Raw genomic sequence first — 26,375 nt, forward strand, 5'->3', positions numbered from 1 at the left:
CCTACAGGGATCGACATAAACCTGTAGGAGTTGCCGAAGGCTGCGATCTTTTGATGTCTGCCCACGAAAAAGCCCCGCACGGCGAACCGTGCGGGGCTTTTGGTACAGCCGGGGAAGTCTTACAGGCCGGCAGCGGAACGCAGGGCGTCGGCGCGGTCGGTTTTTTCCCAGGTGAAGGTGGTGAAAGTATCGTCACCGACTGTCTTGGTCGCCGGGGTACGACCGAAGTGGCCGTACGCTGCGGTTTCCTGGTACATCGGGTGCAGCAGGTCGAGCATCTTGGTGATCGCGTATGGACGCAGGTCGAACACTTCGCGGACCAGTTTGACGATTTTGTCGTCGCTGATCTTGCCGGTGCCGAAGGTGTTCAACGAGATCGAAGTCGGTTGAGCGACGCCGATGGCGTAGGAAACCTGGATCTCGCAACGCTCGGCCAGGCCGGCAGCGACGATGTTCTTCGCCACGTAACGACCGGCGTAGGCAGCGGAACGGTCAACCTTCGATGGATCCTTGCCGGAGAACGCGCCGCCGCCGTGACGGGCCATGCCGCCGTAGCTGTCGACGATGATCTTGCGACCGGTCAGACCGCAGTCACCCACCGGGCCACCGATGATGAACTGGCCGGTCGGGTTGATGTGGAACTGGGTGTCCTTGGTCAGCAGTTCGGCAGGCAGCACGTGCTTGACGATCAGCTCCATCACGCCTTCGCGCAGGTCGTTGTACGACACTTCCGGGTTGTGCTGGGTCGACAGGACAACCGCGTCGATACCGACAACCTTGCCGTTTTCGTAACGGCAGGTCACTTGCGACTTGGCGTCCGGACGCAGCCACGGCAGCAGGCCGGATTTACGGGCTTCGGCCTGGCGCTGAACCAGTTGGTGCGAGAAAGTTATCGGTGCCGGCATCAGCACGTCGGTTTCGTTGCTGGCGTAGCCGAACATCAGGCCCTGGTCGCCGGCGCCCTGATCTTCAGGCTTGGCACGATCGACACCCTGGTTGATGTCTGGGGACTGCTTGCCGATGATGTTCATCACGCCGCAGGTCGCGCCGTCGAAGCCGACGTCGGAGCTGGTGTAACCGATGTTGGTGATCACGTCACGGACGATCTGCTCCAGGTCAACCCAGGCCGAAGTGGTGACTTCGCCGGCGATGATCGCCACGCCCGTTTTCACCAGAGTCTCGCACGCCACACGGGCGAACTTGTCTTCAGCAATGATTGCGTCCAGCACCGCATCAGAAATCTGGTCGGCGATTTTGTCCGGATGCCCTTCAGACACGGACTCGGAGGTGAAAAGGGAGTATTCGCTCATCTCGATGTTTTCCTGAAATTACCGATGGTGAGTGTCGCCAGTCGGTCGCTGAAAGTGGCGGACCTGAATCTGGAAACCATTACGTAAGCCTACATAGAGGCTTTCCCCGGGAACGAGTCCCGCAGCGGTGGCCCAACGGGCCAGATCGTCCTGTTCAAACCCCAACCAGAGATCACCGCAGGCTTCCCTGGCCCAACTCTGGTTGTGGCTACATAACTCTGTCACTAACAGGCTACCGCCTGGTTGCAGCAAATTTGCCATGTGCTTGAGTGCATCGGCCGGCGCGGCGAAATGATGCAGCACCATGTTCAGTACAACGCAATCGGCCTTGAGGCTCACGCCGTTCAAGGCATCGGCCAATTGCAGGCTGACGTTACTCAGCATTTGCCGTTCGCACACTTCGCGCGCCAGTTCGAGCATCGCCTGGCTGTTGTCCAGCGCTGTGACCTGGGTGAAGCGGCGCGCCAGCTCCGGCAGAAAAGCGCCGTCTCCGGGGCCGACTTCAATAGCTGTAGCGCCTTCGCTGAAACTCAGCTTGTCGAGCAAGGCCACCACGCTTTCGCGGTACTGCGGCAGGCCGGCGATCAAGTCTTGCTGGGCGCGAAACTTCTCCGCGACCCGTGAGAAAAAGTCCTGACTGGCCGCCGCTCGTTGTGTATGGACCTGGGTGATCCGCAACTGCACATCGGCAGGCAAGGTCAGGTCGTCCACTTCTTCGAGCAGTGCCGCGTGCAGTTTGCCGCCCAGCAGATCGGTGTGGGGCAGGGCGCGACGGTAGAAAATCGCGTTGCCTTCACGGCGGGTTGCCACCAGGTCGGCCTGGGCCAGTACCTTGAGGTGATGGCTCATGCCGGACTGGCCGATGCCGAAGATCTGCGCCAGTTCCAGTACGCCGAACGAGTCGTTGGCCAGTGCGCGCAAAACATTCAACCGCAGAGGATCGCCGCCGGCCTTGCACAGGGCCGCCAGCTCATCGCAATCGTCATGGCGAATGGAAGGCACGCGTAAATTCATAAGGCCGGCAGTCTAGTCACGCACCGATAGCATCGCAAGAGCAATATCAAAAAGTTTTGATATTGCTGGATAGATGGCACTTCTTAACGTTAGCTTCAGTCAACAAACGAATGGCGGAAAGGTTTCACCAGCCCAAACCGCCGTTATCCATTGGAAAAACGCCTCCAGATGACTATCTGTCATTGCCCCGAGGCGTCTGGGTGAGGGAAAATGCTCGCCTTTTTTCCGTTTCGATTATTCACCCTTGTTACAGAACCCCAGGAGATCAGCGATGCCTAGCCGTCGTGAGCGTGCCAACGCCATTCGTGCCCTCAGCATGGATGCCGTGCAAAAAGCCAACAGCGGCCATCCCGGTGCCCCTATGGGTATGGCAGATATCGCCGAAGTGCTTTGGCGCGACTACCTCAAGCACAACCCGAGCAATCCATCGTTCGCCGACCGTGACCGCTTCGTGCTGTCCAACGGCCACGGCTCGATGTTGATCTACTCGCTGCTGCACCTGACCGGCTACGACCTGTCGATCGAAGACCTCAAGCAGTTCCGCCAACTGCACAGCCGCACCCCGGGCCACCCGGAACTCGGCTACACCCCGGGCGTCGAGACCACCACCGGTCCCCTGGGCCAGGGCTTGGCCAACGCCGTGGGTTTTGCCCTGGCTGAAAAAGTCCTGGCGGCGCAGTTCAACCGTCCTGGCCACGACATCGTCGATCACCACACCTACGTGTTCCTGGGTGATGGCTGCATGATGGAAGGCATTTCCCACGAAGTCGCTTCGCTGGCCGGCACCTTGGGCCTGGGCAAGCTGATCGCCTTCTACGATGACAACGGCATCTCCATCGACGGCGAAGTCGAAGGCTGGTTCACCGATGACACGCCGAAGCGTTTCGAAGCCTACAACTGGCAAGTGATCCGCAATGTCGACGGCCACGACCCGGAAGAGATCAAGACTGCGATCGAGACTGCACGCAAAAGCGCCCAGCCGACCCTGATCTGCTGCAAGACCACCATCGGCTTCGGTTCGCCGAACAAGCAAGGCAAGGAAGACTGCCACGGCGCCCCTCTGGGTGACGCGGAAATCGCCCTGACCCGTGCGGCGCTGAAATGGAACCACGGCCCATTCGAAATTCCGGCCGACATCTATGCCGAGTGGGATGCCAAGGAAGCCGGCCGTGCGGTCGAAGCCGAGTGGGATCAGCGTTTCGCTGCTTACTCCGCTGCGTTCCCGACCGAAGCCAACGAACTGGTGCGTCGCCTGAGCGGCGAGTTGCCAGCGGACTTCTCCGAGAAGGCCGAAGCCTACATCGCTGAAGTGGCTGCCAAAGGCGAAACCATCGCCAGCCGTAAAGCCAGCCAGAACGCCCTGAACGCGTTCGGCCCGCTGCTGCCTGAGTTCCTCGGCGGCTCGGCTGACCTGGCCGGTTCCAACCTGACCCTGTGGAAAGGTTGTAAAGGCGTTACCGCCGAAGACGCCAGCGGCAACTACATGTACTACGGCGTGCGCGAATTCGGCATGACCGCGATCATGAACGGCGTTGCCCTGCACGGTGGCCTGGTGCCTTACGGCGCGACCTTCCTGATGTTCATGGAATACGCCCGCAACGCAGTGCGCATGTCGGCCCTGATGAAGCAGCGTGTGATCCACGTCTACACCCACGACTCCATCGGTCTGGGCGAAGACGGTCCTACTCACCAGCCAATCGAGCAACTGGCCAGCCTGCGCTGCACGCCGAACCTCGACACCTGGCGTCCGGCCGATGCCGTTGAATCGGCTGTGGCCTGGAAAAACGCTCTGGAGCGCAAGGACGGTCCTTCGGCCCTGATCTTCTCCCGTCAGAACCTGCAGCATCAAACCCGTGATGATGGCCAGATCGCCGACATCAGCCGTGGTGGTTATGTGCTGAAAGACTGCGCAGGCGAGCCTGAGCTGATCCTGATCGCTACCGGTTCGGAAGTGGGTCTGACCGTTCAGGCCTACGACAAACTGACCGAGCAAGGCCGCAAGGTGCGCGTGGTTTCCGTGCCTTGCACCAGCGTGTTCGATGCCCAGGACGCCGGTTACAAACAATCGGTTCTGCCGTTGCAGGTCAGCGCGCGTATCGCCATCGAAGCTGCTCACGCGGACTACTGGTACAAGTACGTGGGCCTGGAAGGCCGCGTGATCGGCATGACCACCTACGGCGAGTCGGCGCCTGCGCCTGCCTTGTTCGAAGAGTTCGGCTTCACCCTGGAAAACATCCTGGGTCAGGCGGAAGAGCTGCTGGAAGACTAAGCACCGTGCGGTGGTCTCACGACCACCGCCGCTCCCTGTAGGAGCTGCCGCAGGCTGCGATCTTTTGATCTTGATCTTCAAAACCAAGATCAAAAGATCGCAGCCTCGTTTCACTCGACAGCTCCTACACGGGATTGTGTTGTTAGCGAATACTATCGAGAACCCCATGCCTCAACCGCGTCCCTACAAAGTTGCACTCAACGGCTACGGCCGGATTGGTCGTTGCGTCTTGCGTGCGTTGTTCGAGCGAGGCGAGAAAGCCGGGTTTGAAATTGTCGCGATCAACGATCTGGCCGACATGGCCAGCATCGAATACCTGACACGCTTCGACTCCACTCACGGGCGTTTTCCCGGTGATGTGAAGGTCGACGGCGATTGTCTGCATATTAATGGCGACTGCGTGAAGGTCCTGCGCAGTGCCACCCCCGAAGGCATCGATTGGGCGTCGTTGGGCGTCGATCTGGTGCTGGAGTGCTCCGGCGCTTACCACACCCGCGAAGACGGCCAGCGTTTCCTCGACGCCGGCGCGCCGCGTGTGCTGTTTTCCCAGCCGATGGCCAGCGAGGCGGACGTCGACGCCACCATCGTCTACGGTGTGAACCAGGATTGTCTGACCGGCGACGAGCTACTGGTGTCCAACGCCTCCTGCACCACCAACTGCGGCGTGCCGCTGTTGCGTCTGCTGGACCAGGCCATTGGCCTGGAATACGTGTCGATCACCACGATTCACTCGGCGATGAACGATCAGCCGGTGATCGATGCCTATCACCACGAGGACCTGCGCCGCACCCGTTCGGCGTTCCAGTCGGTGATCCCGGTGTCCACTGGTCTGGCGCGCGGCATCGAACGTTTGTTGCCGGAACTTGCCGGACGAATTCAGGCCAAAGCCGTACGTGTGCCGACGGTGAACGTGTCTTGCCTCGACATTACGATGCAAACCGTTAGCGACACCGACGCCACCGAAGTCAACCGGATCCTGCGCGAGGCTGCTACCAGCGGCCCGCTCAAAGGCCTTCTGGCCTATACCGAGTTGCCTCACGCCAGTTGTGATTTCAACCACGACCCACATTCGGCGATCGTCGATGCCAGTCAGACCCGCGTTTCCGGCCCACGGCTGGTGAACATCCTGGCCTGGTTCGACAACGAATGGGGTTTTGCCAACCGAATGCTCGACGTTGCGGAACACTATCTGCAAATAGCTTCATCCAAAAAACCTGCTCTCTAAATAGCTACCCAGGAAATGCGACCCATGACCGTGTTGAAGATGTCCGACCTCGATCTGCAAGGTAAGCGCGTACTGATCCGCGAAGACCTCAACGTCCCAGTCAAGGACGGTGTTGTCACCAGCGATGCGCGAATCCTGGCTTCGCTGCCGACCATCAAGCTGGCCCTGGAAAAAGGCGCGGCCGTTATGGTTTGCTCGCACCTTGGCCGTCCGACCGAAGGTGAATTCTCGGCCGAGAACAGCCTCAAGCCAGTCGCCGACTACCTGAGCAAGGCCCTGGGCCGCGAAGTGCCGCTGGTGGCTGATTACCTAGGCGGCGTCGACGTGAAAGCGGGCGACATCGTGCTGTTCGAAAACGTGCGCTTCAACAAGGGCGAGAAAAAGAACGCCGATGAACTGGCCCAGCAATACGCCGCCCTGTGCGACGTGTTCGTGATGGACGCTTTCGGCACCGCTCACCGTGCCGAGGGTTCGACCCACGGCGTGGCCAAGTTCGCCAAAGTCGCTGCTGCCGGCCCGTTGCTCGCCGCAGAACTGGATGCACTGGGCAAAGCCCTGGGCGCTCCGGCCCAGCCAATGGCAGCCATCGTTGCCGGTTCCAAGGTGTCGACCAAACTCGACGTACTGAACAGCCTGAGCCAGATCTGCGATCAACTGATCGTCGGCGGCGGCATTGCCAACACCTTCCTGGCCGCAGCCGGTCACCCGGTCGGCAAGTCCCTGTACGAGCCGGATCTGCTGGACACCGCACGCGCCATCGCCGCCAAAGTCAGCGTGCCGTTGCCGGTTGACGTGGTGGTTGCCAAGGAATTCGCCGAAAGCGCTGCGGCCACCGTCAAGCTGATCGCTGACGTTGCTGCAGACGACATGATCCTCGACATCGGCCCGCAGACCGCGGCCAACTTCGCCGAGCTGCTGAAATCGTCGAAAACCATCCTGTGGAACGGTCCGGTCGGCGTGTTCGAATTCGACCAGTTCGGTAACGGCACCAAAGTGCTGGCCCAGGCCATCGCTGAAAGCTCGGCGTTTTCGATCGCGGGCGGTGGCGATACGCTGGCGGCCATCGACAAATATGGCGTTGCTGACCAAATCTCCTACATTTCTACCGGCGGCGGCGCATTCCTCGAATTCGTCGAAGGCAAAGTACTGCCGGCCGTTGAAGTCCTGGAAAGCCGGGCCAAGACCTGAGGGTCGCCCGTTTGACCAGGCGAGGGAGTGTTGAAATGGTCAAGACGTTAGCGCTGTTGATCGTCGCCGGTTCGCTGGTGGCTTGCGGGAGTAACCCGAAAGCCACTCCGGAACCTGCGCCATCCGCGCCGGAAAAAGGGTGCTACCAGGCCGACTGGCAGGCGGAAACCAATCCGGTGCTCAACAAGCGTTCCGGGCCTGAAGGCCTGGACAAATACGAGACCCAGACGCCCGCCAAGGAACATGGTTGTCCTTGACGGGTCTGACTCTTTACTCAGGGCTGGTGGCGTGCGCCGTCAGTCGAGGAACACGGATGAAAGGTTTTATCGCCATTACGGCGCTGGCACTGCTGGCAGGGTGCGCCAACTTGAACCCGTTCCAGTCGTCGGCCCCGGCTGACAACTGGACCACCTGGACCTGCGACAGTCAGGCCAAGGTACTGTGGCGCTACACCGACGACAGCCGCAAGCAAGTCGACGTACGCCTGGGCGGCGCCGATCAGGTCTATCGCCTGAAGGAAGAGCCGGGCGCCTCGGGTTCGCTGTACAGCGACAACATGCTGGCGTTTCACATGAAAGGTGAGGAAGGCCTGGTTTACTGGGTCGCCACCAATGATTTGATTGGCCGTGGCTGTAAGGCTGAGTAATACGGGACGACGCGTAACCCTGTAGGAGCCGAGCTTGCTCGCGATAGCGTCAGCACATTCAACGTATGTGCTAACAGTCAGACCGCCATCGCGAGCAAGCTCGGCTCCTACAGGAAATCGATGTTTCTCAGGACTTTTGCAACACCGAATTCGCAGCCCGGGCCTAACCCCCGATCTGCAATAACTTGAATAGCCGCCGCCGCTCCGGCAGGCTGGCACGATTAACGACCCTCAACCGGGAGAGACACACACAATGGCACTTATCAGCATGCGCCAGATGCTGGACCACGCAGCCGAGTTCGGCTACGGCGTTCCAGCCTTCAACGTCAACAACCTTGAGCAGATGCGCGCCATCATGGAAGCCGCTGACAAGACTGACTCCCCGGTGATAGTCCAGGCTTCGGCCGGTGCTCGCAAATACGCCGGCGCGCCGTTCCTGCGTCACCTGATCCTGGCAGCCATCGAAGAATTCCCGCACATCCCGGTGTGTATGCACCAGGACCACGGCACCAGCCCTGACGTCTGCCAGCGCTCCATCCAGCTGGGCTTCAGCTCGGTGATGATGGACGGTTCCCTGGGTGAAGACGGCAAGACTCCGACCGACTACGACTACAACGTCCGCGTTACCCAGCAAACCGTAGCCATGGCTCACGCCTGCGGCGTTTCGGTAGAAGGCGAGCTGGGTTGCCTGGGTTCGCTGGAAACCGGCATGGCCGGTGAAGAAGACGGTATCGGCGCCGAAGGCGTTCTGGATCACAGCCAGATGCTGACCGACCCGGAAGAAGCCGCTGACTTCGTCAAACGCACTCAGGTCGATGCCCTGGCCATCGCCATCGGCACCAGCCACGGCGCCTACAAGTTCACCAAGCCACCAACCGGCGACGTGCTGGCGATCGATCGCATCAAAGAGATCCACAAGCGCATTCCGAACACTCACCTGGTGATGCACGGTTCGTCTTCGGTTCCGCAAGAGTGGCTGGCGATCATCAACCAGTACGGCGGCGACATCAAAGAAACCTACGGCGTACCGGTTGAAGAAATCGTCGAAGGCATCAAGTACGGCGTGCGCAAGGTCAACATCGACACCGACCTGCGCCTGGCGTCCACCGGCGCAATGCGTCGCCTGATGGCTACCAACCCTAGCGAGTTCGACCCGCGTAAATTCTTCGGCGCTACCGTCACCGCCATGCGCGACGTGTGCATCGCCCGTTACGAAGCCTTCGGCACCGCAGGCAACGCTTCGAAGATCAAGCCGATCTCCCTGGAAGCGATGTATCAGCGTTACTTGAAAGGTGAGTTGAACGCCAAGGTCAACTAAGACCCGCCGCGTTTAAGTCGCATTAAAAACCCGCCGAGAGGCGGGTTTTTTGTGGGCGCGTTTCCTCTACTTGTCGTGATCAATATCCAGCTTGCTGAACGTCACTTTCCCGCCTTCACTGGTGTACCCGGTGTTGTCTTGCACATACACCCCAGCCTTGAAGTACAGCGGTTTGTCGCGCCAGGTCGCACTGATGTTGGTGTCCCACTGATAACCCGCGGCACTGATGCCCAGCGCACCGCCAGGGCTGAGGTGAATAAGGTAGGAAAACTCGCGGTCGAGTTTCACGCCGGTGGCGATGGTGATGACCCGGCCTTCGTCATCATCCGGGTGCATGCGCACCTTGGCGACGATGTTGCCGGTCTCGGTTTTGGTCTTGTATTGGTATTCGACCTTCACCAGCGGCTTCTGGCTGTTATAGGCATGAATCTGCCCAATGACGATCTTGCCCGAGCTCGGCACCTGATTCACCGCCAGCGTGGCATGCAGCAGGTTGTCGGCATCCGGGTAGTACCAGTTGCGCAGCGTGCCGTTGCTGTAGGTCTCGCGCAGTTCGGTGCGTGGATAAATGGCGTTTTCAGTTTTTGAGCCGGTTACCGGGGACCAGAAAAACAGCGTGCCAGTGTCGGAATGGAAGTATTGATCCTTGAAGCCTTTCACCAGTTTGGAGGTTTCAACAGTGTACGGCGGGCTGCCGACGGGAACACTGAGGTTCCAGGTTGCGAGGTCGATCATAAAAATAGCTTCCACGAATTGTGCTGCACGCACGTGCCAGAAGCTCTAGCACGCGCCTTGGAGGGCGGTCTTTATAAGCGTAGGCGGCCGTTTTGTTAATGTCTGGCTGACAGATGGATGACGTCAAAATCCTGTTAAAAGGCCATCTTTCCCGGTTTTAGCGGGCTGCAGGGACGACCGTTAGTCGGCGAATTAACCCTTTAGTTAGATGGTGGCGTACTGATAGCTTCTGCTTTTCTGGATCCAGGTCTAGAGTGGTGGTTAGTATTTGTCCGGTTTTCACGAGAAACCGGCCTGCCCCGAACATAGAGAAGCAGCATGGAATGCGCGCAGCCCCGGCCAACTGACGGCAACTCAACGTTATTAATAGTCGATGATTACCCTGAGAATCTGATCAGCATGCGCGCGTTGTTGCAGCGCCAGGACTGGCAGGTCATTACGGCTGCCTCGGGTTTCGAGGCCCTCAGTCTGTTGCTCGAACACGATGTGGACCTGGTGCTGCTGGATGTGCAGATGCCGGGCATGGACGGTTTTGAGGTGGCGCGCCTGATGCGCGGCAGCCAGCGGACCCGCCTCACGCCGATCATTTTCCTGACCGCCAATGAACAGTCCCAGGACGCCGTGATCAAGGGCTATGCCAGTGGCGCGGTGGATTACCTGTTCAAACCGTTCGATCCACAGATTCTCAAGCCCAAGGTCCAGGCACTGCTGGAACACCAGCGCAATCGTCGGGCCTTGCAGCGCCTGAGCCATGACCTGGAGGTCGCTCGCGCGTTCAATGCCTCGGTGCTGGAGAACGCCGCCGAAGGCATTCTGGTGGTGAGCGAGGACGGTCTGATCCGCTTCGCCAACCCGGCGATGTCGCGCCTGCTCAATGCCACGGTGCAAGAACTGCAAGGCAAGGAGTTTGTGGATTTCCTGCAAAAGCCGCATATCCCGGTCTGGGCTGAATCGGACTTGCTGGCCGGGTACAAGCGCGGCGAGACATTTCGTTTGCACGATGCGTTGCTGCGTACCGCGCCCGGCCAGCAGGTGCCGGTGGCGCTCTCGTGCGCGCCATTGCCTGCCGAGCAGCACGCCATGGTGGTGACGGTGCTGGACATGTCGGTGGTGCGCCACCTGCACAAGCAACTCGAATTCCAGGCCGTCACTGATCCGCTGACCGGATTGCTCAACCGCCGCGGTTTTTACCAGACCGTGGAAAACCTGTTGCTGCGTGGCGAACGCACCGACAGCACGTGGGTCCTGATGTACCTGGACCTCGATGGCTTCAAACGAGTCAATGATTCTCTCGGTCACGATGCCGGTGATCGGGTGCTGCGCTGGGTGTCCGAGCAGTTGAAGGCTTGCCTGCGGCCCTTCGACATTCTGGCACGCATGGGCGGTGATGAGTTCACCGCATTGCTCGACCTGGAGTTCCCCGAACAAGCGGCGAAGATTGCCGAGAAACTGATTGAGCGCGTGTCGATCTGTCAGCAGATCGACGGCCTGGATATCGCCTTGGGCGCGAGCATTGGCATTGCCACGTTCCCCGATTGCGGAGCCAATCTGGACGGCTTGCTGCGGGCTTCAGACATCGCTATGTACGAAGCCAAACGCGCCGGACGCCAGCAATATCGCTTCTACGATCACGAAATGAACGGTCGGGCCCGCTCGCGGCTGATGCTCGAAGAAAGCGTGCGCGACGCTATCGAGAACCGTGACTTCAACCTCGTTTATCAGCCGCAGGTAGCCATTGTCGGCGGGCAGATTCGCGGGTTTGAAGCCTTGCTGCGTTGGCAGCATCCGAGCGTCGGCGACGTGCCGCCGGGGCTGTTTTTACCTTTGCTGGAAGAAGCGCGGTTGATCAGTCGCCTGGGCAGCTGGATTTACCAGCGCGGTGCCGGACAGCGCAAGGCCTGGGAAGCGCTGTTTGCCGAGGACCTGGTGCTGGGCGTCAGTTTGAGCGGCAGTCAGTTCGCCATGCCGAATCTGGTCACCGAGTTGCGTCAGGTGCTGGAGCGTCATGGTTTGCAACCGCGTCATCTGGAAGTCGAGGTGACGGAAGACGCCTTGATGCACAACCCGGAAGAGACCCGCAAGCAGCTGCGTTTGCTGCGCGGATTGGGCGTCAGGGTTGCGCTGGATGATTTCGGTACCGGGCCATGCTCGCTTGCTCATTTACGCGACCTGGAACTGGACACACTCAAACTCGACCGCCATTTGATCGCGCGGCTGCCCGAGTCGTCTCGGGACGCAGCGCTGGTGCGCAATGTGATCGAGCTGTGCAAACAGTACGACATGCTGGTGATCGCCGAAGGGGTGGAAACCGTGGCGCAATACGAGTGGTTGCAAGCCAATGGTTGTGAGTATGTGCAGGGGTTTCTGGTGGCGCGGCCGATGATGGCCGAAGACACTGGGCACTTTGTGCAGCCCTTCGACTGGAGCGCGCTCACCCGCTGAATTCGCTACACTGGCGACCTTTTCGTTATTTGTGTTGCCGCTGCGATGACCGCGTTGAAATACCTCCAGGCTTATCCCGCTTCGTTGCAGGATCAGGTGCGTCAGTTGATCGCCGACGGTCGGCTGGGCGAGTACTTGAGCAAGCGTTACCCAGAACAGCACAGCGTGCAGAGCGACAAGGCGCTGTACACCTACGCGCTGGACCTCAAGCAGGCGTATTTGCGTAACGCTCCGACCATCGACAAAGTGCTGTTCGATAACCGCCTCGACCTGACCCACCGCGCCCTCGGCCTGCACACCACGATCTCTCGGGTGCAGGGCGGCAAACTCAAGGCGAAGAAAGAAATCCGCGTTGCTTCGTTGTTCAAGGAAGCGCCGTCGGAGTTTCTGAAAATGATCGTGGTGCACGAGCTGGCGCATTTCAAAGAGTCGGATCACAACAAGGCGTTCTACAAGCTGTGCGAACACATGCAGCCGGGCTATCACCAAGTGGAGTTCGATGTGCGGGTGTACCTGACGTGGCGGGATTTGCAGACTGCGATTTGATCTTCCAGAAAGGAGCAAACGTGACGGACGTAAGCAAGACCAAGAGCAGCTTCTACCGCCGCCTGTACGTGGCGTACCTGATCGACAGCGGTCTGGCCAGCAGCGTTCCGGCGCTGACCGAAGTCACCGGCATGCCGCGTCGCACCGCCCAGGACACCATCGCCGCGCTGGCGGATCTGGATATCATCTGCGAGTTCGAGCAGGAAGAAGGTGCGCGCAATCATGCGGGGCGCTATCGGATTCGCGAGTGGGGGGCGATTGATCGGGGGTGGATCGAGCGTAATCTGCGGCAGGTCAAGGCAGTGCTGGAGTATCCCTGAGATTGGTGGCGCGGCTGCTGACGTCATCGCGAGCAGGCTCACTCCCACAGGGATCTCCAGTGAATACAGATTTTGAGTAAGTTATAAAACCTGTGGGAGCGGGCTTGCCCGCGATGGGGCCCTCAGGAACGACGCATCCCGATATGCGGAATGCCATCCTCGACAAACTCCTCGCCCGCCACCACAAACCCGTATTGCCCGTAATACCCCTGCAAATGCGCCTGGGCCGAGAGATAGATCGGCGTCTCAGGCCAGCGTTTTTCAGCCTGCACCAGCGCCTTCTCCATCATTATGTGGCCCAACCCTTTGCCCCGGCCCAGCGGCGCGGTCACAACCCGGCCGATGACCACATCACCGCCCTGTAGCTCGGGATCAAGCAAGCGCAGGTACGCTACCAGTCGATCCCCGTCCCAACCCATCAAATGGCAGGTATCGCCTTCCAGATCCTGGCCATCGATATCCTGATAAATGCACTTCTGCTCGACGACGAACACCTCGTCACGCAACTGCAAAATGGCGTACAGCTGTTCTTTGCCCAGATCGCTGTGGTGTTTGCAGACCCATTCGATTGTCATGTTTTGATTCCCTGAAAACGTCCCTCCGATACTAAGCGTCCTGACGCTGGATGTCTTTATGGCGGAGAAATCTGTGATAAAGACCAAAATGCCATCATTCATTTCGCGCGCCGCTGCCTTCTTTGTGTAATCTGGAATCAAGCGATGTGCAGTGGCTTCAATGAGCTAACGTTTAGTGCCTGGGTGTGCCGGTACGGGGCTTGGAGTTTTGGCTGAAAACACGTCGGGCAGCCAGCCCGCTAAGGATTTTCTAGCATGCCGCGATTGCATCAAGCCTTTGCTTTGATTGGATTGCTGTTGCTGACTCAACACGCGGCAGCAGAAAAGCTGCGTCTGGTGGCTGATGCCTGGCCGCCTTTTACCGATGCCACGCTGGTCAATGGCGGGTTGGCCACGGATATTGTCAGCACCGCGCTGGCGCGGGCCGGCTTTGCCAGTGATTTTGAACAGGTGCCATGGGCGCGGGCCTTGCTGGGAGTGGGCGAGGGCCGCTACGACGTATTGGTGAACGCCTGGTACACCGATGAACGCACCAAGCTCGGGCAGTTTTCCGGTGAGTACCTGGTCAATCGCGTGCGCTTTCTCAAGCGCAAAGACGCACCGATCGAATTCAACAATCTGCAGCAATTGCACACGTACCCGATTGCCGTGGTACGCGGTTACGCCTATTCACCGGCCTTTGATGAAGACGAATCACTGCAGAAAATCCCGGTGCACAGTTTTGCGATGGCGGTGCGCATGGTGGCTGCCGACAGGGTCAAGCTGACGCTGGAAGACGAATATGTCGCGCGTTATTACCTGGCCCGCGAGCCTGCCAAGGTGCGCAATGCCGTGGAGTTCCTGCCCAAGCCGTTGAGCGAGAACAGCCTGCACATTCTGGTCAGCCTGAAGAATCCTCAGCATGAGCAGATCGTCGCCGGTTTCGACCGCGAGATTGCGGCGATGAAGGCGGATGGGAGTTATGCGCGGTTGATGAAGCAGCATGGGATGTGACGTTGAGCAGCTGGCCTCATCGCTGGCAAGCCAGCTCCCACAGTGTCTGGTGGTTTACATAGGATTTGGATCTGACACAACTCCCTGTGGGAGCTGGCTTGCCAGCGATGACGTCCACCACAACACCGCAGCCATCAGTCCTCACTCGTATCCTTGATCAAATGCGCCGCCAGTGTGCGCAGCGGCCCCAACTGCCGGCAGATCAATGCCAGTTGCGTCTGCACCAATCGTTGGCCTTCATCGATTTCGTCAGGCATTTGTTCAAGCGTATTGGCCAGCGCTTCCTCTTCATCACTCTGAATGGCAATGACGGATTTGCTCGCCAGCCCCTGGGCGATTTCGTCGATGCTGCTGGCCAGTTTCACACCGGCTCCTTCGATCAAGTGTTCGCGCACATCCTGCGGCAACTGGGTTTCCCGATGCGCGCCGAGGCCTGACAAGTAACTGAGCAAGGTGTGCGATAGCACCAGAAAACGGAACCCCACATCCGCTTCCTTACGGAAATGCCCCGGCTCCATCAGCATGTTGGCCAAAGTGGTCGACAGCGCCGCGTCGGCGTTGTGCGCGTTGCGCCGCGCGAGGCGATAGGCCAGGTCGTCGCTTTTGCCTGCGGCGTATTGCTGCATGATCTGGCGCAGGTAGATGCTGTTGCAGGTCAGGGTGTTGGCCAGCACTTTGTTCAGGCGCCGACCCTGCCAGTCCGGCAGGAACAGGAACACCGCGAGCCCGGCGATCAGGCTGCCGAGCAAGGTATCGAACAACCGCGGCAGGAACAGCCCGTAGCCGTCACCGACCTGGTTGAAGCAGAACAGAATCATCAAGGTGATTGCCGCAGTCGCCAGGGTGTAGCGGGTGGTGCGGTTGGTAAAGAACACGATCCCGGCGGCGATGGCGAAGCAGGACTGGATCAGCGGATTGGGGAACAGGTCGAACAGCGCCCACGCCAGGGTCAGGCCGATGGCGGTGCCGATGATCCGCTGACCGAGCTTGCGCCGGGTGGCGCCGTAGTTCGGTTGGCAGACAAACAGCGTGGTGAGGATGATCCAGTAACCTTGGGACGGGTGGATCAAGTGAACCATCGCGTAACCGATGCTCAAGGCCAAGGGCAAACGCAGGGCATGACGGAACAGCAGCGATGTCGGCGTCAGCTGCGTACGCAAGCGTATCCAGACGTCCTTGAGGTTGCGCGGCGAACGGTCGAGCAGACTGCTGTCGGTGGCGTCGGCGAGGGCGTCGGGGTTGCTGGCGTCGCTAAGCAAACGGTCGAGGGTGCCAAGGTTGGCCGCCAGCGCCCGCAACGAACGCAGCAAACCGCGCCAGGCCGGATTGCTCTGGATGCGCAGGTGTTCGAGGGAAGCGTGCAGGTCGCCCAGGGCTTCGGCGAAGCTGGCGTCATAGATAAACGGCTGACGCATCTGGATCGACTCGGCCAGTGCCCTGCAGGCCTTGCCTTGCTGGCGCAGCAAGCGCTGACAGCGGAACAGCACGTCGCTGTGGAAGAACGCATCGGCCAGGGCGTTGTAAGGGTAGTGCGAAGAGCTGGCGCGCTCGTGGATGTCCTGAGCGAGGAAGTACAGTTTCAGGTAACGGCTGACTTTAGAACCCGGCCGACCGTTGCCGACCCGGTGCAGGATGATTTCCTTGGCGGCGTTCAGTGCCGCGACCACGCGACCGTTCTGTTGCGCCAGTTCCAGTCGGCGTGCTTCCACGTCCATCTGCCGGATCGGCTCGAACAGCGACGATTTCAACTTCAGGTAAAACCCAAGCTCCCGGAACAACCGCGCCAGGCTTTGCTGCACCGGTTGATTGGAAAACAGCGCCTGCCACAACACCGAGAGCAAGCCGTACCAGGCCGCACCGGCTACCAGCAGCACCGGCTCGTGCCAGAAATCGGTGACCGCACCGCCGCGCTGGTCCACGCCGATCATGGTGTAGACCGACAGGATCAGCGTCGCCGAAGCAATCGCGCCATAGCGCTCGCCAAGGGCGCCGAGCATGGTCAGGCAGAACGCGGCGAGGGCGAAGGCAATAATGAAAAGAATGGGATAGGGGAACAGCAGTTCGACGGACAGGGCGGCGACGGCGAAACACACCAGCGTCACTGCAAGCGCATTGAGGCGGCCCTGCCAACTGTCGTCGGTCTCGGCCAGGGCACTGGCGATAATCCCGAGGAACAACGGGATCAGCAGCCCCATTTCATCCTGATACCAACACAGCGCCATGGTGCCGGTCAGGGCGATGAATACCCGCACGCTGTAGCTGAACTTATCCAGCGCCCAAAGGCGACGCAGAGACTGACGGAACGAAGTCGATGACATGAAATGCGAAGGCCTTCCGAGGCGATGACGCTAAATTGAGCCACTAATGACGCCGACGCAATGGCGCCGATCACATTGGTCAGCAAAATTTGTTCCTTTGTCACTCCACGCCCGTCTCAAGCCTTCAGGCAGGCAAAGAAACCTGTGGGAGCTGGCTTGCCAGCGATGAGGCCGGTACATCCAACAACTTTGTTGACTGTCAGGGCGCCATCGCTGGCAAGCCAGCTCCCACAGGGATTGTATTTACATTGGTCAGACGTACTGCGCAGCCGCGTAACCCGAAGCCCACGCCCACTGGAAGTTGAACCCGCCCAAGTGCCCGGTCACGTCCAGTACTTCACCAATGAAGTACAGCCCCGGGCTTTTCAGTGATTCCATGGTCTTGGACGACACCTCGTTTGTATCCACGCCGCCCAGTGTCACTTCCGCAGTCCGGTAGCCTTCAGTGCCGGCCGGCACGACTTTCCAGCTCGCCAGTTTTTCAGCGATATCTGCAATTTCCGCGTGGGTGTATTGCTTCATCGGTTTGGAAGCGAACCAGTTGTCCGCCAGCAGATTGGCCATCTTCTTGGTGAAGATTTCCCCGAGCAGGGTTTTCAGCTCGCTGTTGGGACGCTCGGCTTGTTGCTGTTGCAGCCAGCTCGGTACGTCATGATCCGGCATCAGGTTGATTTCGACGGTGTCACCGGATTCCCAGAACGAAGAAATCTGCAAAATCGCCGGGCCGCTGAGGCCGCGATGGGTGAACAGAATGTTCTCGCGGAAGCTTTGGTCGTTGCAGCTCACCAGGCAATCCACCGAAGTGCCGGACAGCTCGGTGCACAATTCCTTGAGCTGATCGGTGATGGTGAACGGCACCAGGCCGGCGCGGGTCGGCAGCAGGTCGTGGCCGAATTGCTTGGCCACCTGATAGCCAAAACCGGTGGCACCAAGAGTCGGGATCGACAGGCCGCCGGTGGCAATCACCAGCGATTCGCACGTCACCTGCCCAAGCGTCGTGTCGAGCAAATAACCTTTCTCAAGCTTCTCGATGGTCTGGATCGACGTGTCCAGGTGCAGGCTGACGCCGACCTGATCGCACTCGTTCAACAGCATTTCGAGGATGTCGCTGGATTTGTTATCGCAAAACAACTGGCCGAGTTTTTTCTCGTGGTAGGGCACGCCGTGCTTGGCGACCATGCCGATGAAATCCCACTGGGTATAGCGGGCCAAGGCCGATTTGCAGAAGTGCGCGTTTTGCGAGAGAAAATTGCTCGGTTCGGTGTACATGTTGGTGAAATTGCAGCGGCCACCGCCCGACATCAGGATTTTCTTGCCGGCCTTGTTGGCATGGTCGAGCAACAGCACCTTGCGCCCGCGCCCGGCGGCGGTCAGCGCACACATCAACCCTGCGGCGCCAGCGCCAATGATCACGACTTCGGTAGAGCGCAAAACAGTGTCCTCAGAATAGAAAACCCGTAGGCGCTGCCGAAGGCTGCGATCTTTTGATTTTGATTCTTAAAAGCAAAGTCAAAAGATCGCAGCCTTCGGCAGCTCCTACAGGGAGATGTGTGGCGGTTTTACAGAATACGCACGCGCAACGAACGGCCCTTGATCTTGCCGTCGTTCAAGCGCTGCAAGGCCTGCTTGGCAACGCCGCGATCCACAGCCACGTAAGCCTGGAAGTCGAAAATCGCGATCTTGCCGACCTGGGCGCCCGGAATGCCGGCGTCACCCGTCAGTGCGCCAAGGATGTCGCCCGGACGAACCTTGTCTTTACGGCCGGCGCCGATGCACAGGGTGCTCATCTGTGGCAACAGCGGACCGCCGCCCTGAGAGACGAGGTTGTCCACCTGATCCCAGGTCAATGGCGACTTCTGCAATTGTTCGATGGCTTGTGCACGCTGCGCTTCGGACGGCGCGACCAGGCTGATCGCCAGGCCTTTCTCACCGGCACGACCAGTACGGCCGACGCGGTGGATGTGGATTTCCGAGTCACGGGCCAGCTCGACGTTGATCACCATGTCCAGCGAATCGATGTCCAGACCACGGGCGGCAACGTCGGTGGCGACCAGTACCGAAGTACTGCGGTTGGCGAACATCGCCAGCACTTGGTCGCGGTCACGCTGTTCCAGATCGCCGTGCAGGCCGACGGCGGAGATGCCTTTGGCCGTCAGGTGATCGACGGTTTCCTGAACCTGCTGCTTGGTGTAGCAGAACGCCACGCAGGACGCCGGACGGAAGTGGCCGAGGACCCTGGTCACGGCGCTCATGCGCTCTTCCGGGGAAATCTCGTAGAAGCGCTGCTCGATCTGCGTGTCGTCGTGGAACGCTTCGGCCTTCACTTGCTGCGGGTTGCGCATGAACTTCGAAGCCAGTTGCTTGATGCCCACCGGGTATGTGGCCGAGAACAGCAACGTCTGGCGACGCTCCGGGGACTGCATGATGATTTCTTCGATGGAGTCGTAGAAACCCATGTCGAGCATGCGGTCGGCTTCGTCGAGGATCAGCGTGTTCAGGCCGTGAAGTACCAGCGAGCCCTTGCGCAAGTGCTGCTGAATGCGCCCCGGCGTGCCGACGATGATGTGCGCACCGTGTTCCAGCGAAGCAATCTGCGGGCCGAGGGACACGCCGCCGCACAGGGTCAGGACCTTGATGTTGTCTTCGGCACGGGCCAGACGACGGATTTCCTTGGCGACCTGATCGGCCAGCTCACGGGTCGGGCAGAGGATGAGGGCCTGGCAACCGAAGTAGCGCGGATTGATCGGGTTCAACAGGCCGATACCGAACGCGGCGGTCTTGCCGCTGCCGGTCTTGGCCTGGGCGATCAGGTCCATCCCCTTGAGGATCACCGGCAAGCTTTGCGCCTGGATCGGCGTCATCTGGGCATAACCGAGGGAGTCGAGGTTAGCCAGCATGGCGGCGGACAGCGGCAAAGTATTAAATTCGGTGGCGATGGTGGTCACGGGACTGGCCTGCAAAACAAAATGTCGCGCAGTGTACCAGTCCGATGGCCATTCGCCCTAAGGTTCGATGTGCTGTTCCGGACGTTTGACGCGCCGTCCGTCTTCCTTTGAGAGCTGGGAAAAGATCGTCGCGGCCAGCATCGCCATGATGCCTACCGTGACGAATGTCAGCTGGAAGGCACCCAGAACCGTGTCTACACCGTCGTTTCCAATCTCCGCCGTGAACCCGCCCAGTAGTGCACCGGCGCACGCAACGCCAAGGCTCAACGACAATTGCGCGACCACCGACAACAAGCTGTTGCCGCTGCTGGCGCTGGCATCGTCGAGGTCGATCAGGGTCACGGTGTTCATCGCGGTGAACTGCAAGGAGTTGATCGCGCCCAGGATCGCCAGCAGACACAGCAGCAGCCAGTACGGCGTCTGCTCGCTGACCAGGCCCATGCTTGCCAGCATGATCCCCAACGCCAGGGTGTTGCCGGTCAACACGATGCGGTAGCCCAGGCGTTCGATCAGCGGCCGCGCCACCCATTTGGCGATCATCGCCGCCGCCGCCAGGGGCAGCATGCTCATCCCCGCTTGCGACGGCGAATACCCCAGCGCCACTTGCAGCAGCAACGGCACCAAAAACGGCAGGGCGCCGCTGCCGAGGCGGGCGAACAGGTTGCCGAGAATGCCCACGGCAAAAGTCCGGGTCTTGAACAGCGACGGCGCGAACAACGGATTTTCGATATGCCCGGCGCGCAGCCAGTACGCTGCCAGACACGCCATCCCGCCGAACAACAGCAGCATTACCCGAAGGTGCGGCAAGTGCAGTTCGCCGAGGCCTTCCATGGCGACGGTGATCAGGATCATCGCCGCGCCGAACAGCGCGAAACCCAGGCTATCGAAGCGCGTGCGCTCGGAGCCGCGCAGGTCGGGGATGAATTTCCACACGGCGTAACAGCCAATCACGCCGACCGGCAGATTGATCAGGAAGATCCAGTGCCAGGTCAGGTATTGCACCATCCAGCCGCCCATGGTCGGGCCGATCAGCGGGCCGAGCAGGCCGGGAATGGTGATGAAGCCCATGATCCGCACCAGTTCCGAGCGGGGGTAGGCGCGCAGCACCACCAATCGTCCGACCGGTAGCATCAGCGCACCGCCCAGGCCCTGGATAATCCTGGCGCCGATCAGCTGGGTGAGGGTGGTCGACAATGCGCAGAGCAACGAGCCAATGCTGAACAGCAAGATCGCGCTGAAGAAGATTTTCTTGGTGCCGAAGCGATCAGCGATCCAGCCCGAGGCGGGGATCAGCAAGGCGACGGTGAGCATGTAGGCGATGATTACGCCCTGCATGCGCAGCGGGTCTTCGGCCAGGTCGCTGGCCATGGCGGGCAGGGCGGTGTTGAGGATCGTCCCGTCGAGGGACTGCATGAAAAACGCAATGGCGACGACCCACGGCACCCAGCGGGCGGTGACAGGATCGAGAGGCGGGCGGTTGGGCATGGGACCTCTTGAAGGTTGAAGTGATCGCAGTCCATGTGGGAGCGAGCTTGCTCGCGATGGCGGTAGATCAGTCGACACGGATGCTGAATGAAATGGCCTCATCGCGAGCAAGCTCGCTCCCACAGGGTTCCCGGTGTTTACAAGGTCAGGGTCAACCGGCTGACAAGTGCCCCAGGCAACAACGCCGAGGCCGTCGCTCTCTGGCTATAGGTACTCGCCGACAGCAACATTTCGCGCTCCTCGGTCAACGCTTCCAACTGCGAACCCAGCAGGCTGAACGCACTGTCATCGAAACGCATGGTGCTGACCGGCGCTTGTATCTCGCCGTTCTCGACCCAGAAAGTCGCAAACCGTGTCATGCCGGTCAGGCGCGCCGCCGGTTGATCCGAGAAGTTCAGGTACCACAGGTTGCTGATGTACAAACCGGTGCCCAGTTGCTTGAGGATGTCCGCCTCAGCCAAGTCCCCGGCCCTCAAGTTCAACGCACTCGGCGATTCGCCGCCGCTGGCACCATTGGCGGTCAAGCCGTATTCGGCGGCGCTGCGTGAACCAACCAGTTGCGCGCCGGCCTGCCCCTCGACAATCAACTTCAGATCGCTGCGTGGATAGCCTTCGTCAGAGAATGCCGGGCTCAGCGAACCACTGACTTTTTCATCCAGCGAGACCAGCGGGCTGAAGTGTTGATCGCCCGCGTAGAGTTTCTGCAGCGGACTGCTCTTGCTGGCAATCGACTGGGCGGAAAAACCGCCCCAGCACAGCATGCCCATGATTTCTTCCAGTGCGGCCGGCGCGAGGTAGGCGCGGTATTGGCCCGGCGGCAGGGTGCGTAGCGGCCGCCCCAAAAACTCCAGTTGCTCACGGGCCTGTTGGAAGCGCTTGGCAAAGCCTTCAGTGCTCCAGTCATGTCCGGCATAGCTGGCTTTCACCGCCTGACCGTTTTCGTGGAACAGGCTGAAGTCGAAATTGAAGCTGTTGGCCTGATGCCAGCCGAACGCTCCGGCGGAACTGGCGAAACCACGGCTGATCGGGCCGGCAGCATAAAAGCCGACCATGTCCAGCCCTTCAGCGGCCTGGGTGATTTCGGCGACTGCTTGCTCAGTGTCCGGCAGCGGGTGTTCCTGCACGTTCTTGCTTTGCCAGCCGTTGTGGTTGAGCAGCAGGTACGGATCCTTTGGCAGCAACGGCAAGGTTTCGCGCATCTGTTGCAGACCTTCGGCCAGACGCTGAAGGTCGACTTCAGGGTCGCCCGCCAAGGTGATCTGCAGATCGGCGTGGCGACCATCGTTGATCAGTTTCAGACCGATGCTCGCCTGCTGCACCTGCCCGGCCTGCCGTACCTTGGCGTGATTGAAGCGCACGAAGGCCGACGATTCGGCGGCATAACTGAGAGTGAACTGTTCCGGTTCGTGCAGTGCTGCGCGCAATCCAGCGACCAAGGCCTTGAACGACTCGGCCTGAGATTTTGAAGTGCTCATCAGGCGTCTCCCCCAAACACATCAACGTTGCTGAACACGCACGCTGGCGACGCGTGGCCGACACGAATGACCTGATTCGGCTCGCCCTTGCCGCAGTTCGGCGTGCCGAGAACCTTGAAGGTGTTGGCATCGCCGACGGCGCTGAGGTTGTTCCAGAACTGCGCGGAAATCGCCCGGTAGTTCGGGTTTTTCACCACACCCTTGAGTTCGCCGTTCTCGATCAACTGACCCCACTCGCAACCGAACTGGAACTTGTTGCGCGCATCGTCGATGGACCACGAGCGGTTGGTGCTCATCAAAATCCCGTGCTCGATATTGCCGATCAGCTGTTCCAGCGGTTGATCGCCCGGCTCGATGTTCAGGTTGGCCATGCGGTCGATCGGCGGACGATTCCAGCCACAGGCACGGCTGTTGGCGACGCCATCCATGCCGGCGCGGAATTGCGACAGCGCACCGCCCAACGGCCGCAGCAACAGGCCTTCGCGGATCAGGAATTGTTTGCTGGCGGCCGTACCGTCGTCGTCATGGCCGTAGCTGGCGAGCTGTTCTGGAATGTCCGGATCGAAGGTCACGTTGAGCAGTTTCGAGCCGTATTGCAGGCGGCCGAAGTCTTCGGCTTTGACGAAACTGGTGCCGGCGTAATTGCGTTCGTCGCCGAGGATGCGGTCCAGTTCCAGCGGGTGGCCGATGGACTCGTGGATTTGCAGCATCATCTGGTCGGGCATCAGCAGCAGGTCGCGCGGACCTTGCGGTGTATTCGGCGCAAGCAGCAATTGCAGCGCCTGATCGGCGATTTTTACCCCGGCACCGATCAGTCCGCAGCGGCTGATGACATCAAAGCCACCCTGTTGGCCGAAGTTTTCCCGGCCGAGGGTACGGATCTGGCTGTCGTTGCCGTCGTAGGCAGTGACCTCCAGCCCGGGATAGACGAAACGCTGGGCCTGGCGCAGTTCGGCACCGGCACTGTTGAGGTAAATCTGCTCGACGTGGGTGATGCCGATGCTCACCTGCCAGTTCACCAGGCGCTCGTCCTTGGGAACAGCGGCGGATTCCGTACCGAGCAATTGGTAGCAATCGCTCAGGGACGGGAATGGCTGGTCGAGGTTCGGCGAAAAATAATCGGCGCGGTCACTGGAAACGGCTTGTTCGCGCAGGTCCAGCAGGGCGTGGGGCTTGAGTCGACGGGCTTGTTGCTCGGCCCGGTCCAGCGCCGCCTGCAGGCCTTGTTGCGACAAATCGTTGGTCGCGGCATAGGCTTCGACGCCGTTGACCCGCACGGTCAGCATTGCCCCTTCATCACGGCTCAGGCTTGGCGGTTCGGCGACGTTCTTGCGCACCGACAGGTACTGGCCGGACTCGCGCACATAACGCAGGGAAAAGAATTCAGCGCCCGTGCGCAACGCAGCAAAGCGCTGCTTGAGCTGGGGGTGGAAATCGAACATTCGGGAACCTCCTTGGTATGGAGTGACGGCGACGCGGTGTTGCGAGGGGGGTGAAACGATTGCGTGGCGCTAGAGTAGGCCTGCGCGGGGGGAGGATCAAGTTTGAAATGGGGTAAGGGTGGGATGCTGAGCCTGGCGGGAAGATGTGTGTTAAATGGTCTGGCCTCATCGCTGGCAAGCCAGCTCCCACAGTGACCGAGTTGGACGCAAATTTTGCGGCCGACATAAAACTTGTGGGAGCTGGCGTGCCAGCGATTGGCCGTGACGCGGTGCCAGGCCTTACGCGATCTGGGTCACTTCACGCATCGGCTTACCCTTCACCGGCGCATCGCCTGCTACGTAGTAGTCGGCCTTGCTGCGTGGCAACGGCTGGCGGCCACGGATCTTGTCGGCGATTTTCTCGGCCATCATGATCGTCGGTGCATTCAGGTTGCCGGTGGTGATGATCGGCATGATCGAGGCATCGACCACGCGCAGGCCTTGCATGCCGTGCACGCGACCTTCGCCATCGACCACGGCCATCTCGTCGGTGCCCATCTTGCACGAACAGGACGGGTGGAACGCGGTTTCGGCGTGTTCGCGGATGAACTTGTCCAGTTGCTCATCGGATTGCACGTCGATGCCCGGGCTGATCTCGCGACCACGGAAGGCGTCCAGTGCAGGTTGCTGCATGATTTCACGGGTCAGGCGAATGCCGTCGCGGAATTCCTGCCAGTCCTGCTCGGTGGCCATGTAGTTGAACAGGATGCTCGGGTGCTGGCGCGGGTCTTTCGACTTGGCCTGGATGCGACCGCGGCTTGGCGAACGCATGGAACCCATGTGTGCCTGGAAGCCGTGCTCTTTCACACCGTTGCTGCCGTTGTAGTTAATCGCTACCGGCAGGAAGTGGTACTGGATGTTCGGCCATTCGAATTCCGGACGGGTGCGGATGAAACCGCCGGCTTCGAACTGGTTGCTGGCGCCGATACCGGTGCCGTTGAACAGCCACTCGGCACCGATGGCCGGCTGGTTGTACCAGAGCAGCGACGGGTACAGCGAGACCGGTTGGGTGCAAGCGTATTGCAGGTACAGCTCAAGGTGATCCTGCAGGTTTTCACCGACGCCCGGCAGATCGTGGACCACCGGAATGTCGAGCTTGTTCAGCAATTCGGCCGGGCCGACGCCGGAGCGTTGCAGGATCTGCGGCGAGGCGATGGCGCCGGAGCACAGCAGCACTTCCTTGCGCGCTTTGACTTCAACGCGCTCTTCAGCGTCGCCAACCAGGTAACGCACGCCGACCGCACGTTTACCGTCGAACAGGATCTTGTCGGTCAGGGCGTGTGTGACGATGGTCAGGGTCGAACGCTTCTTGGCGACGTCCAGGTAACCACGGGCGGTGGAGGCACGACGACCTTTCGGCGTTACGGTGCGGTCCATCGGGCCGAAGCCTTCCTGCTGGTAGCCGTTCAAGTCTTCGGTGCGCGGGTAACCGGCCTGCACGCCGGCTTCAACCATGGCGTGGAACAGCGGATTGTTGCCGGCTTTCGGCGTGGTCACGCTGACCGGACCTTCGCCACCGTGGTAATCGTTCGGGCCGATGTCGCGGGTTTCCGCTTTGCGGAAGTACGGCAGGCAGTCGAGGTACGACCAGTCTTCCAGGCCTGGCAGTTTCGCCCAGCCGTCGTAGTCCATGGCGTTGCCGCGGATGTAGCACATGCCGTTGATCAGCGAAGAACCACCCAGGCCCTTGCCGCGACCGCATTCCATACGACGGCCGTCCATGTGTGGCTCGGCATCGGTTTCGTAGGCCCAGTTGTAGCGACGGCCTTGCAGTGGGAATGCCAGCGCCGCAGGCATTTGCGTGCGGAAGTCGAAACGGTAGTCCGGGCCGCCCGCTTCGAGCAGCAGGACGGTGACGCCTGCGTCTTCAGTCAGACGGGTCGCCAGGGTGTTACCGGCCGAGCCGGCACCGATGATGATGTAATCGAATACTTGGGACATTGAATGCACCCTCTTTGAAGTTGGTTCAGGTCAGGCCTTGGCGAGTGCTGCGCACTCGATCGCGGGCAAGCCTTGCTCCTACAGGATCGAGGTTTGCCACAGGTTTTGTGCACGACACAAAACCTGTAGGAGCAAGGCTTGCCCGCGAT

21 protein-coding genes are annotated in these 26,375 nt (G+C 60.2%); 10 read left to right on the forward strand and 11 right to left on the reverse strand.

Going from position 1 to position 26,375, the window contains the following annotated elements; translation table 11 throughout:
- Positions 1–119 precede the first annotated feature (119 nt).
- Together metK and ACW9JC_RS16295 are read right to left on the reverse strand one after the other, a co-directional pair.
- Entirely contained in the window at positions 120–1,310 is a 1,191-nt protein-coding gene (metK, locus tag ACW9JC_RS16290; protein WP_457456058.1) for a methionine adenosyltransferase, read from the reverse strand.
- Between the two features lie 18 nt (positions 1,311–1,328).
- On the reverse strand, positions 1,329–2,324 hold the full coding sequence (locus ACW9JC_RS16295; protein WP_457456060.1) for an ArsR/SmtB family transcription factor: 996 nt from the start codon (positions 2,322–2,324) through the stop codon (positions 1,329–1,331).
- Positions 2,325–2,595: 271 nt separating this feature from the next.
- Between ACW9JC_RS16295 and tkt the strand changes: the two genes are divergently transcribed.
- The 6 genes from tkt to fba all read left to right on the forward strand — a co-directional run bounded on the left by tkt (position 2,596) and on the right by fba (position 8,970).
- Entirely contained in the window at positions 2,596–4,593 is a 1,998-nt protein-coding gene (gene tkt / locus ACW9JC_RS16300) for a transketolase (protein WP_457456062.1), read from the forward strand.
- Between the two features lie 166 nt (positions 4,594–4,759).
- Complete coding sequence (gene epd / locus ACW9JC_RS16305) at positions 4,760–5,818, forward strand: erythrose-4-phosphate dehydrogenase (protein ID WP_338583629.1); 1,059 nt, start codon at positions 4,760–4,762, stop codon at positions 5,816–5,818.
- Between the two features lie 24 nt (positions 5,819–5,842).
- Positions 5,843–7,006, forward strand: coding sequence for a phosphoglycerate kinase (locus ACW9JC_RS16310; protein ID WP_457456064.1), 1,164 nt, complete (start codon positions 5,843–5,845; stop codon positions 7,004–7,006).
- A gap of 35 nt (positions 7,007–7,041) precedes the next feature.
- A complete protein-coding gene (locus tag ACW9JC_RS16315; RefSeq protein ID WP_338583627.1) occupies positions 7,042–7,263 on the forward strand; it encodes a hypothetical protein in 222 nt (73 codons plus the stop codon).
- A gap of 56 nt (positions 7,264–7,319) precedes the next feature.
- Positions 7,320–7,652 (forward strand): MliC family protein, encoded by a 333-nt coding sequence (locus ACW9JC_RS16320; protein ID WP_338583626.1) that lies wholly within the window; start codon positions 7,320–7,322, stop codon positions 7,650–7,652.
- A 253-nt stretch (positions 7,653–7,905) separates the two neighbouring features.
- Positions 7,906–8,970: a class II fructose-bisphosphate aldolase gene (fba, locus tag ACW9JC_RS16325; RefSeq protein ID WP_007913760.1), complete on the forward strand. Its 1,065-nt coding sequence runs from the start codon at positions 7,906–7,908 to the stop codon at positions 8,968–8,970.
- Positions 8,971–9,036: 66 nt separating this feature from the next.
- On the opposite strand, the gene ACW9JC_RS16330 is transcribed toward fba, so the two are convergent.
- Positions 9,037–9,705 (reverse strand): polysaccharide lyase family 7 protein, encoded by a 669-nt coding sequence (locus ACW9JC_RS16330; protein WP_457456066.1) that lies wholly within the window; start codon positions 9,703–9,705, stop codon positions 9,037–9,039.
- 318 nt (positions 9,706–10,023) lie between these two features.
- Here ACW9JC_RS16330 and ACW9JC_RS16335 point away from each other — a divergent pair, with 318 nt between their 5' ends.
- The 3 genes from ACW9JC_RS16335 to ACW9JC_RS16345 are packed head-to-tail and all read left to right on the forward strand — an operon-like array spanning position 10,024 to position 13,013.
- Entirely contained in the window at positions 10,024–12,147 is a 2,124-nt protein-coding gene (locus tag ACW9JC_RS16335) for a putative bifunctional diguanylate cyclase/phosphodiesterase (protein ID WP_457456068.1), read from the forward strand.
- Between the two features lie 45 nt (positions 12,148–12,192).
- The gene (locus ACW9JC_RS16340) at positions 12,193–12,693 is read left to right on the forward strand and encodes a M48 metallopeptidase family protein (protein ID WP_338583623.1); all 501 of its coding nucleotides are present in this window, start codon (positions 12,193–12,195) and stop codon (positions 12,691–12,693) included.
- 20 nt (positions 12,694–12,713) lie between these two features.
- On the forward strand, positions 12,714–13,013 hold the full coding sequence (locus ACW9JC_RS16345) for a winged helix-turn-helix domain-containing protein (protein WP_338583622.1): 300 nt from the start codon (positions 12,714–12,716) through the stop codon (positions 13,011–13,013).
- A 122-nt stretch (positions 13,014–13,135) separates the two neighbouring features.
- Here ACW9JC_RS16345 and ACW9JC_RS16350 read toward each other — a convergent pair whose 3' ends face one another.
- Positions 13,136–13,588, reverse strand: a complete 453-nt coding sequence (locus tag ACW9JC_RS16350) for a GNAT family N-acetyltransferase (RefSeq protein ID WP_457456071.1) — start codon at positions 13,586–13,588, stop codon at positions 13,136–13,138.
- Positions 13,589–13,843: 255 nt separating this feature from the next.
- Here ACW9JC_RS16350 and ACW9JC_RS16355 point away from each other — a divergent pair, with 255 nt between their 5' ends.
- Complete coding sequence (locus ACW9JC_RS16355) at positions 13,844–14,581, forward strand: substrate-binding periplasmic protein (RefSeq protein ID WP_338583620.1); 738 nt, start codon at positions 13,844–13,846, stop codon at positions 14,579–14,581.
- A gap of 134 nt (positions 14,582–14,715) precedes the next feature.
- Here ACW9JC_RS16355 and yccS read toward each other — a convergent pair whose 3' ends face one another.
- The 7 genes from yccS to betA form a co-directional block, all read right to left on the reverse strand.
- Positions 14,716–16,899: a YccS family putative transporter gene (yccS, locus tag ACW9JC_RS16360; protein ID WP_448109623.1), complete on the reverse strand. Its 2,184-nt coding sequence runs from the start codon at positions 16,897–16,899 to the stop codon at positions 14,716–14,718.
- Positions 16,900–17,151: 252 nt separating this feature from the next.
- A complete protein-coding gene (locus ACW9JC_RS16365; protein ID WP_457456073.1) occupies positions 17,152–18,330 on the reverse strand; it encodes an NAD(P)/FAD-dependent oxidoreductase in 1,179 nt (392 codons plus the stop codon).
- A gap of 128 nt (positions 18,331–18,458) precedes the next feature.
- Positions 18,459–19,796 carry an ATP-dependent RNA helicase DbpA gene (gene dbpA / locus ACW9JC_RS16370; RefSeq protein ID WP_457456083.1) on the reverse strand — a complete coding sequence of 446 codons (1,338 nt, stop codon included), beginning with the start codon at positions 19,794–19,796 and terminating at the stop codon, positions 18,459–18,461.
- A gap of 105 nt (positions 19,797–19,901) precedes the next feature.
- Positions 19,902–21,329, reverse strand: coding sequence for a multidrug transporter subunit MdtD (gene mdtD, locus ACW9JC_RS16375; RefSeq protein ID WP_457456075.1), 1,428 nt, complete (start codon positions 21,327–21,329; stop codon positions 19,902–19,904).
- Positions 21,330–21,466: 137 nt separating this feature from the next.
- Positions 21,467–22,804 carry a TldD/PmbA family protein gene (locus tag ACW9JC_RS16380; protein WP_457456077.1) on the reverse strand — a complete coding sequence of 446 codons (1,338 nt, stop codon included), beginning with the start codon at positions 22,802–22,804 and terminating at the stop codon, positions 21,467–21,469.
- The gene (locus tag ACW9JC_RS16385; protein ID WP_457456079.1) at positions 22,804–24,246 is read right to left on the reverse strand and encodes a TldD/PmbA family protein; all 1,443 of its coding nucleotides are present in this window, start codon (positions 24,244–24,246) and stop codon (positions 22,804–22,806) included. Before ACW9JC_RS16385 ends, ACW9JC_RS16380 begins: the two co-directional genes overlap by 1 nt.
- 279 nt (positions 24,247–24,525) lie before the next feature.
- Complete coding sequence (betA, locus tag ACW9JC_RS16390) at positions 24,526–26,226, reverse strand: choline dehydrogenase (protein ID WP_457456081.1); 1,701 nt, start codon at positions 26,224–26,226, stop codon at positions 24,526–24,528.
- Positions 26,227–26,375: the final 149 nt, after the last annotated feature.

Source organism: Pseudomonas sp. SDO5591_S426, assembly GCF_054070755.1.

Coding starts and splice junctions, on each gene's coding strand:
- dbpA (WP_457456083.1), bottom strand. CDS start 19,796: ATGCTGGCTAACCTCGACTCCCTCGGTTATGCCCAGATGACGCCGATC.
- ACW9JC_RS16355 (WP_338583620.1), top strand. CDS start 13,844: ATGCCGCGATTGCATCAAGCCTTTGCTTTGATTGGATTGCTGTTGCTG.
- ACW9JC_RS16385 (WP_457456079.1), bottom strand. CDS start 24,246: ATGTTCGATTTCCACCCCCAGCTCAAGCAGCGCTTTGCTGCGTTGCGC.
- ACW9JC_RS16330 (WP_457456066.1), bottom strand. CDS start 9,705: ATGATCGACCTCGCAACCTGGAACCTCAGTGTTCCCGTCGGCAGCCCG.
- ACW9JC_RS16350 (WP_457456071.1), bottom strand. CDS start 13,588: ATGACAATCGAATGGGTCTGCAAACACCACAGCGATCTGGGCAAAGAA.
- ACW9JC_RS16320 (WP_338583626.1), top strand. CDS start 7,320: ATGAAAGGTTTTATCGCCATTACGGCGCTGGCACTGCTGGCAGGGTGC.
- ACW9JC_RS16310 (WP_457456064.1), top strand. CDS start 5,843: ATGACCGTGTTGAAGATGTCCGACCTCGATCTGCAAGGTAAGCGCGTA.
- ACW9JC_RS16340 (WP_338583623.1), top strand. CDS start 12,193: ATGACCGCGTTGAAATACCTCCAGGCTTATCCCGCTTCGTTGCAGGAT.
- ACW9JC_RS16380 (WP_457456077.1), bottom strand. CDS start 22,804: ATGAGCACTTCAAAATCTCAGGCCGAGTCGTTCAAGGCCTTGGTCGCT.
- mdtD (WP_457456075.1), bottom strand. CDS start 21,329: ATGCCCAACCGCCCGCCTCTCGATCCTGTCACCGCCCGCTGGGTGCCG.
- fba (WP_007913760.1), top strand. CDS start 7,906: ATGGCACTTATCAGCATGCGCCAGATGCTGGACCACGCAGCCGAGTTC.
- epd (WP_338583629.1), top strand. CDS start 4,760: ATGCCTCAACCGCGTCCCTACAAAGTTGCACTCAACGGCTACGGCCGG.
- tkt (WP_457456062.1), top strand. CDS start 2,596: ATGCCTAGCCGTCGTGAGCGTGCCAACGCCATTCGTGCCCTCAGCATG.
- ACW9JC_RS16295 (WP_457456060.1), bottom strand. CDS start 2,324: ATGAATTTACGCGTGCCTTCCATTCGCCATGACGATTGCGATGAGCTG.
- yccS (WP_448109623.1), bottom strand. CDS start 16,899: ATGTCATCGACTTCGTTCCGTCAGTCTCTGCGTCGCCTTTGGGCGCTG.
- metK (WP_457456058.1), bottom strand. CDS start 1,310: ATGAGCGAATACTCCCTTTTCACCTCCGAGTCCGTGTCTGAAGGGCAT.
- ACW9JC_RS16335 (WP_457456068.1), top strand. CDS start 10,024: ATGGAATGCGCGCAGCCCCGGCCAACTGACGGCAACTCAACGTTATTA.
- betA (WP_457456081.1), bottom strand. CDS start 26,226: ATGTCCCAAGTATTCGATTACATCATCATCGGTGCCGGCTCGGCCGGT.
- ACW9JC_RS16315 (WP_338583627.1), top strand. CDS start 7,042: ATGGTCAAGACGTTAGCGCTGTTGATCGTCGCCGGTTCGCTGGTGGCT.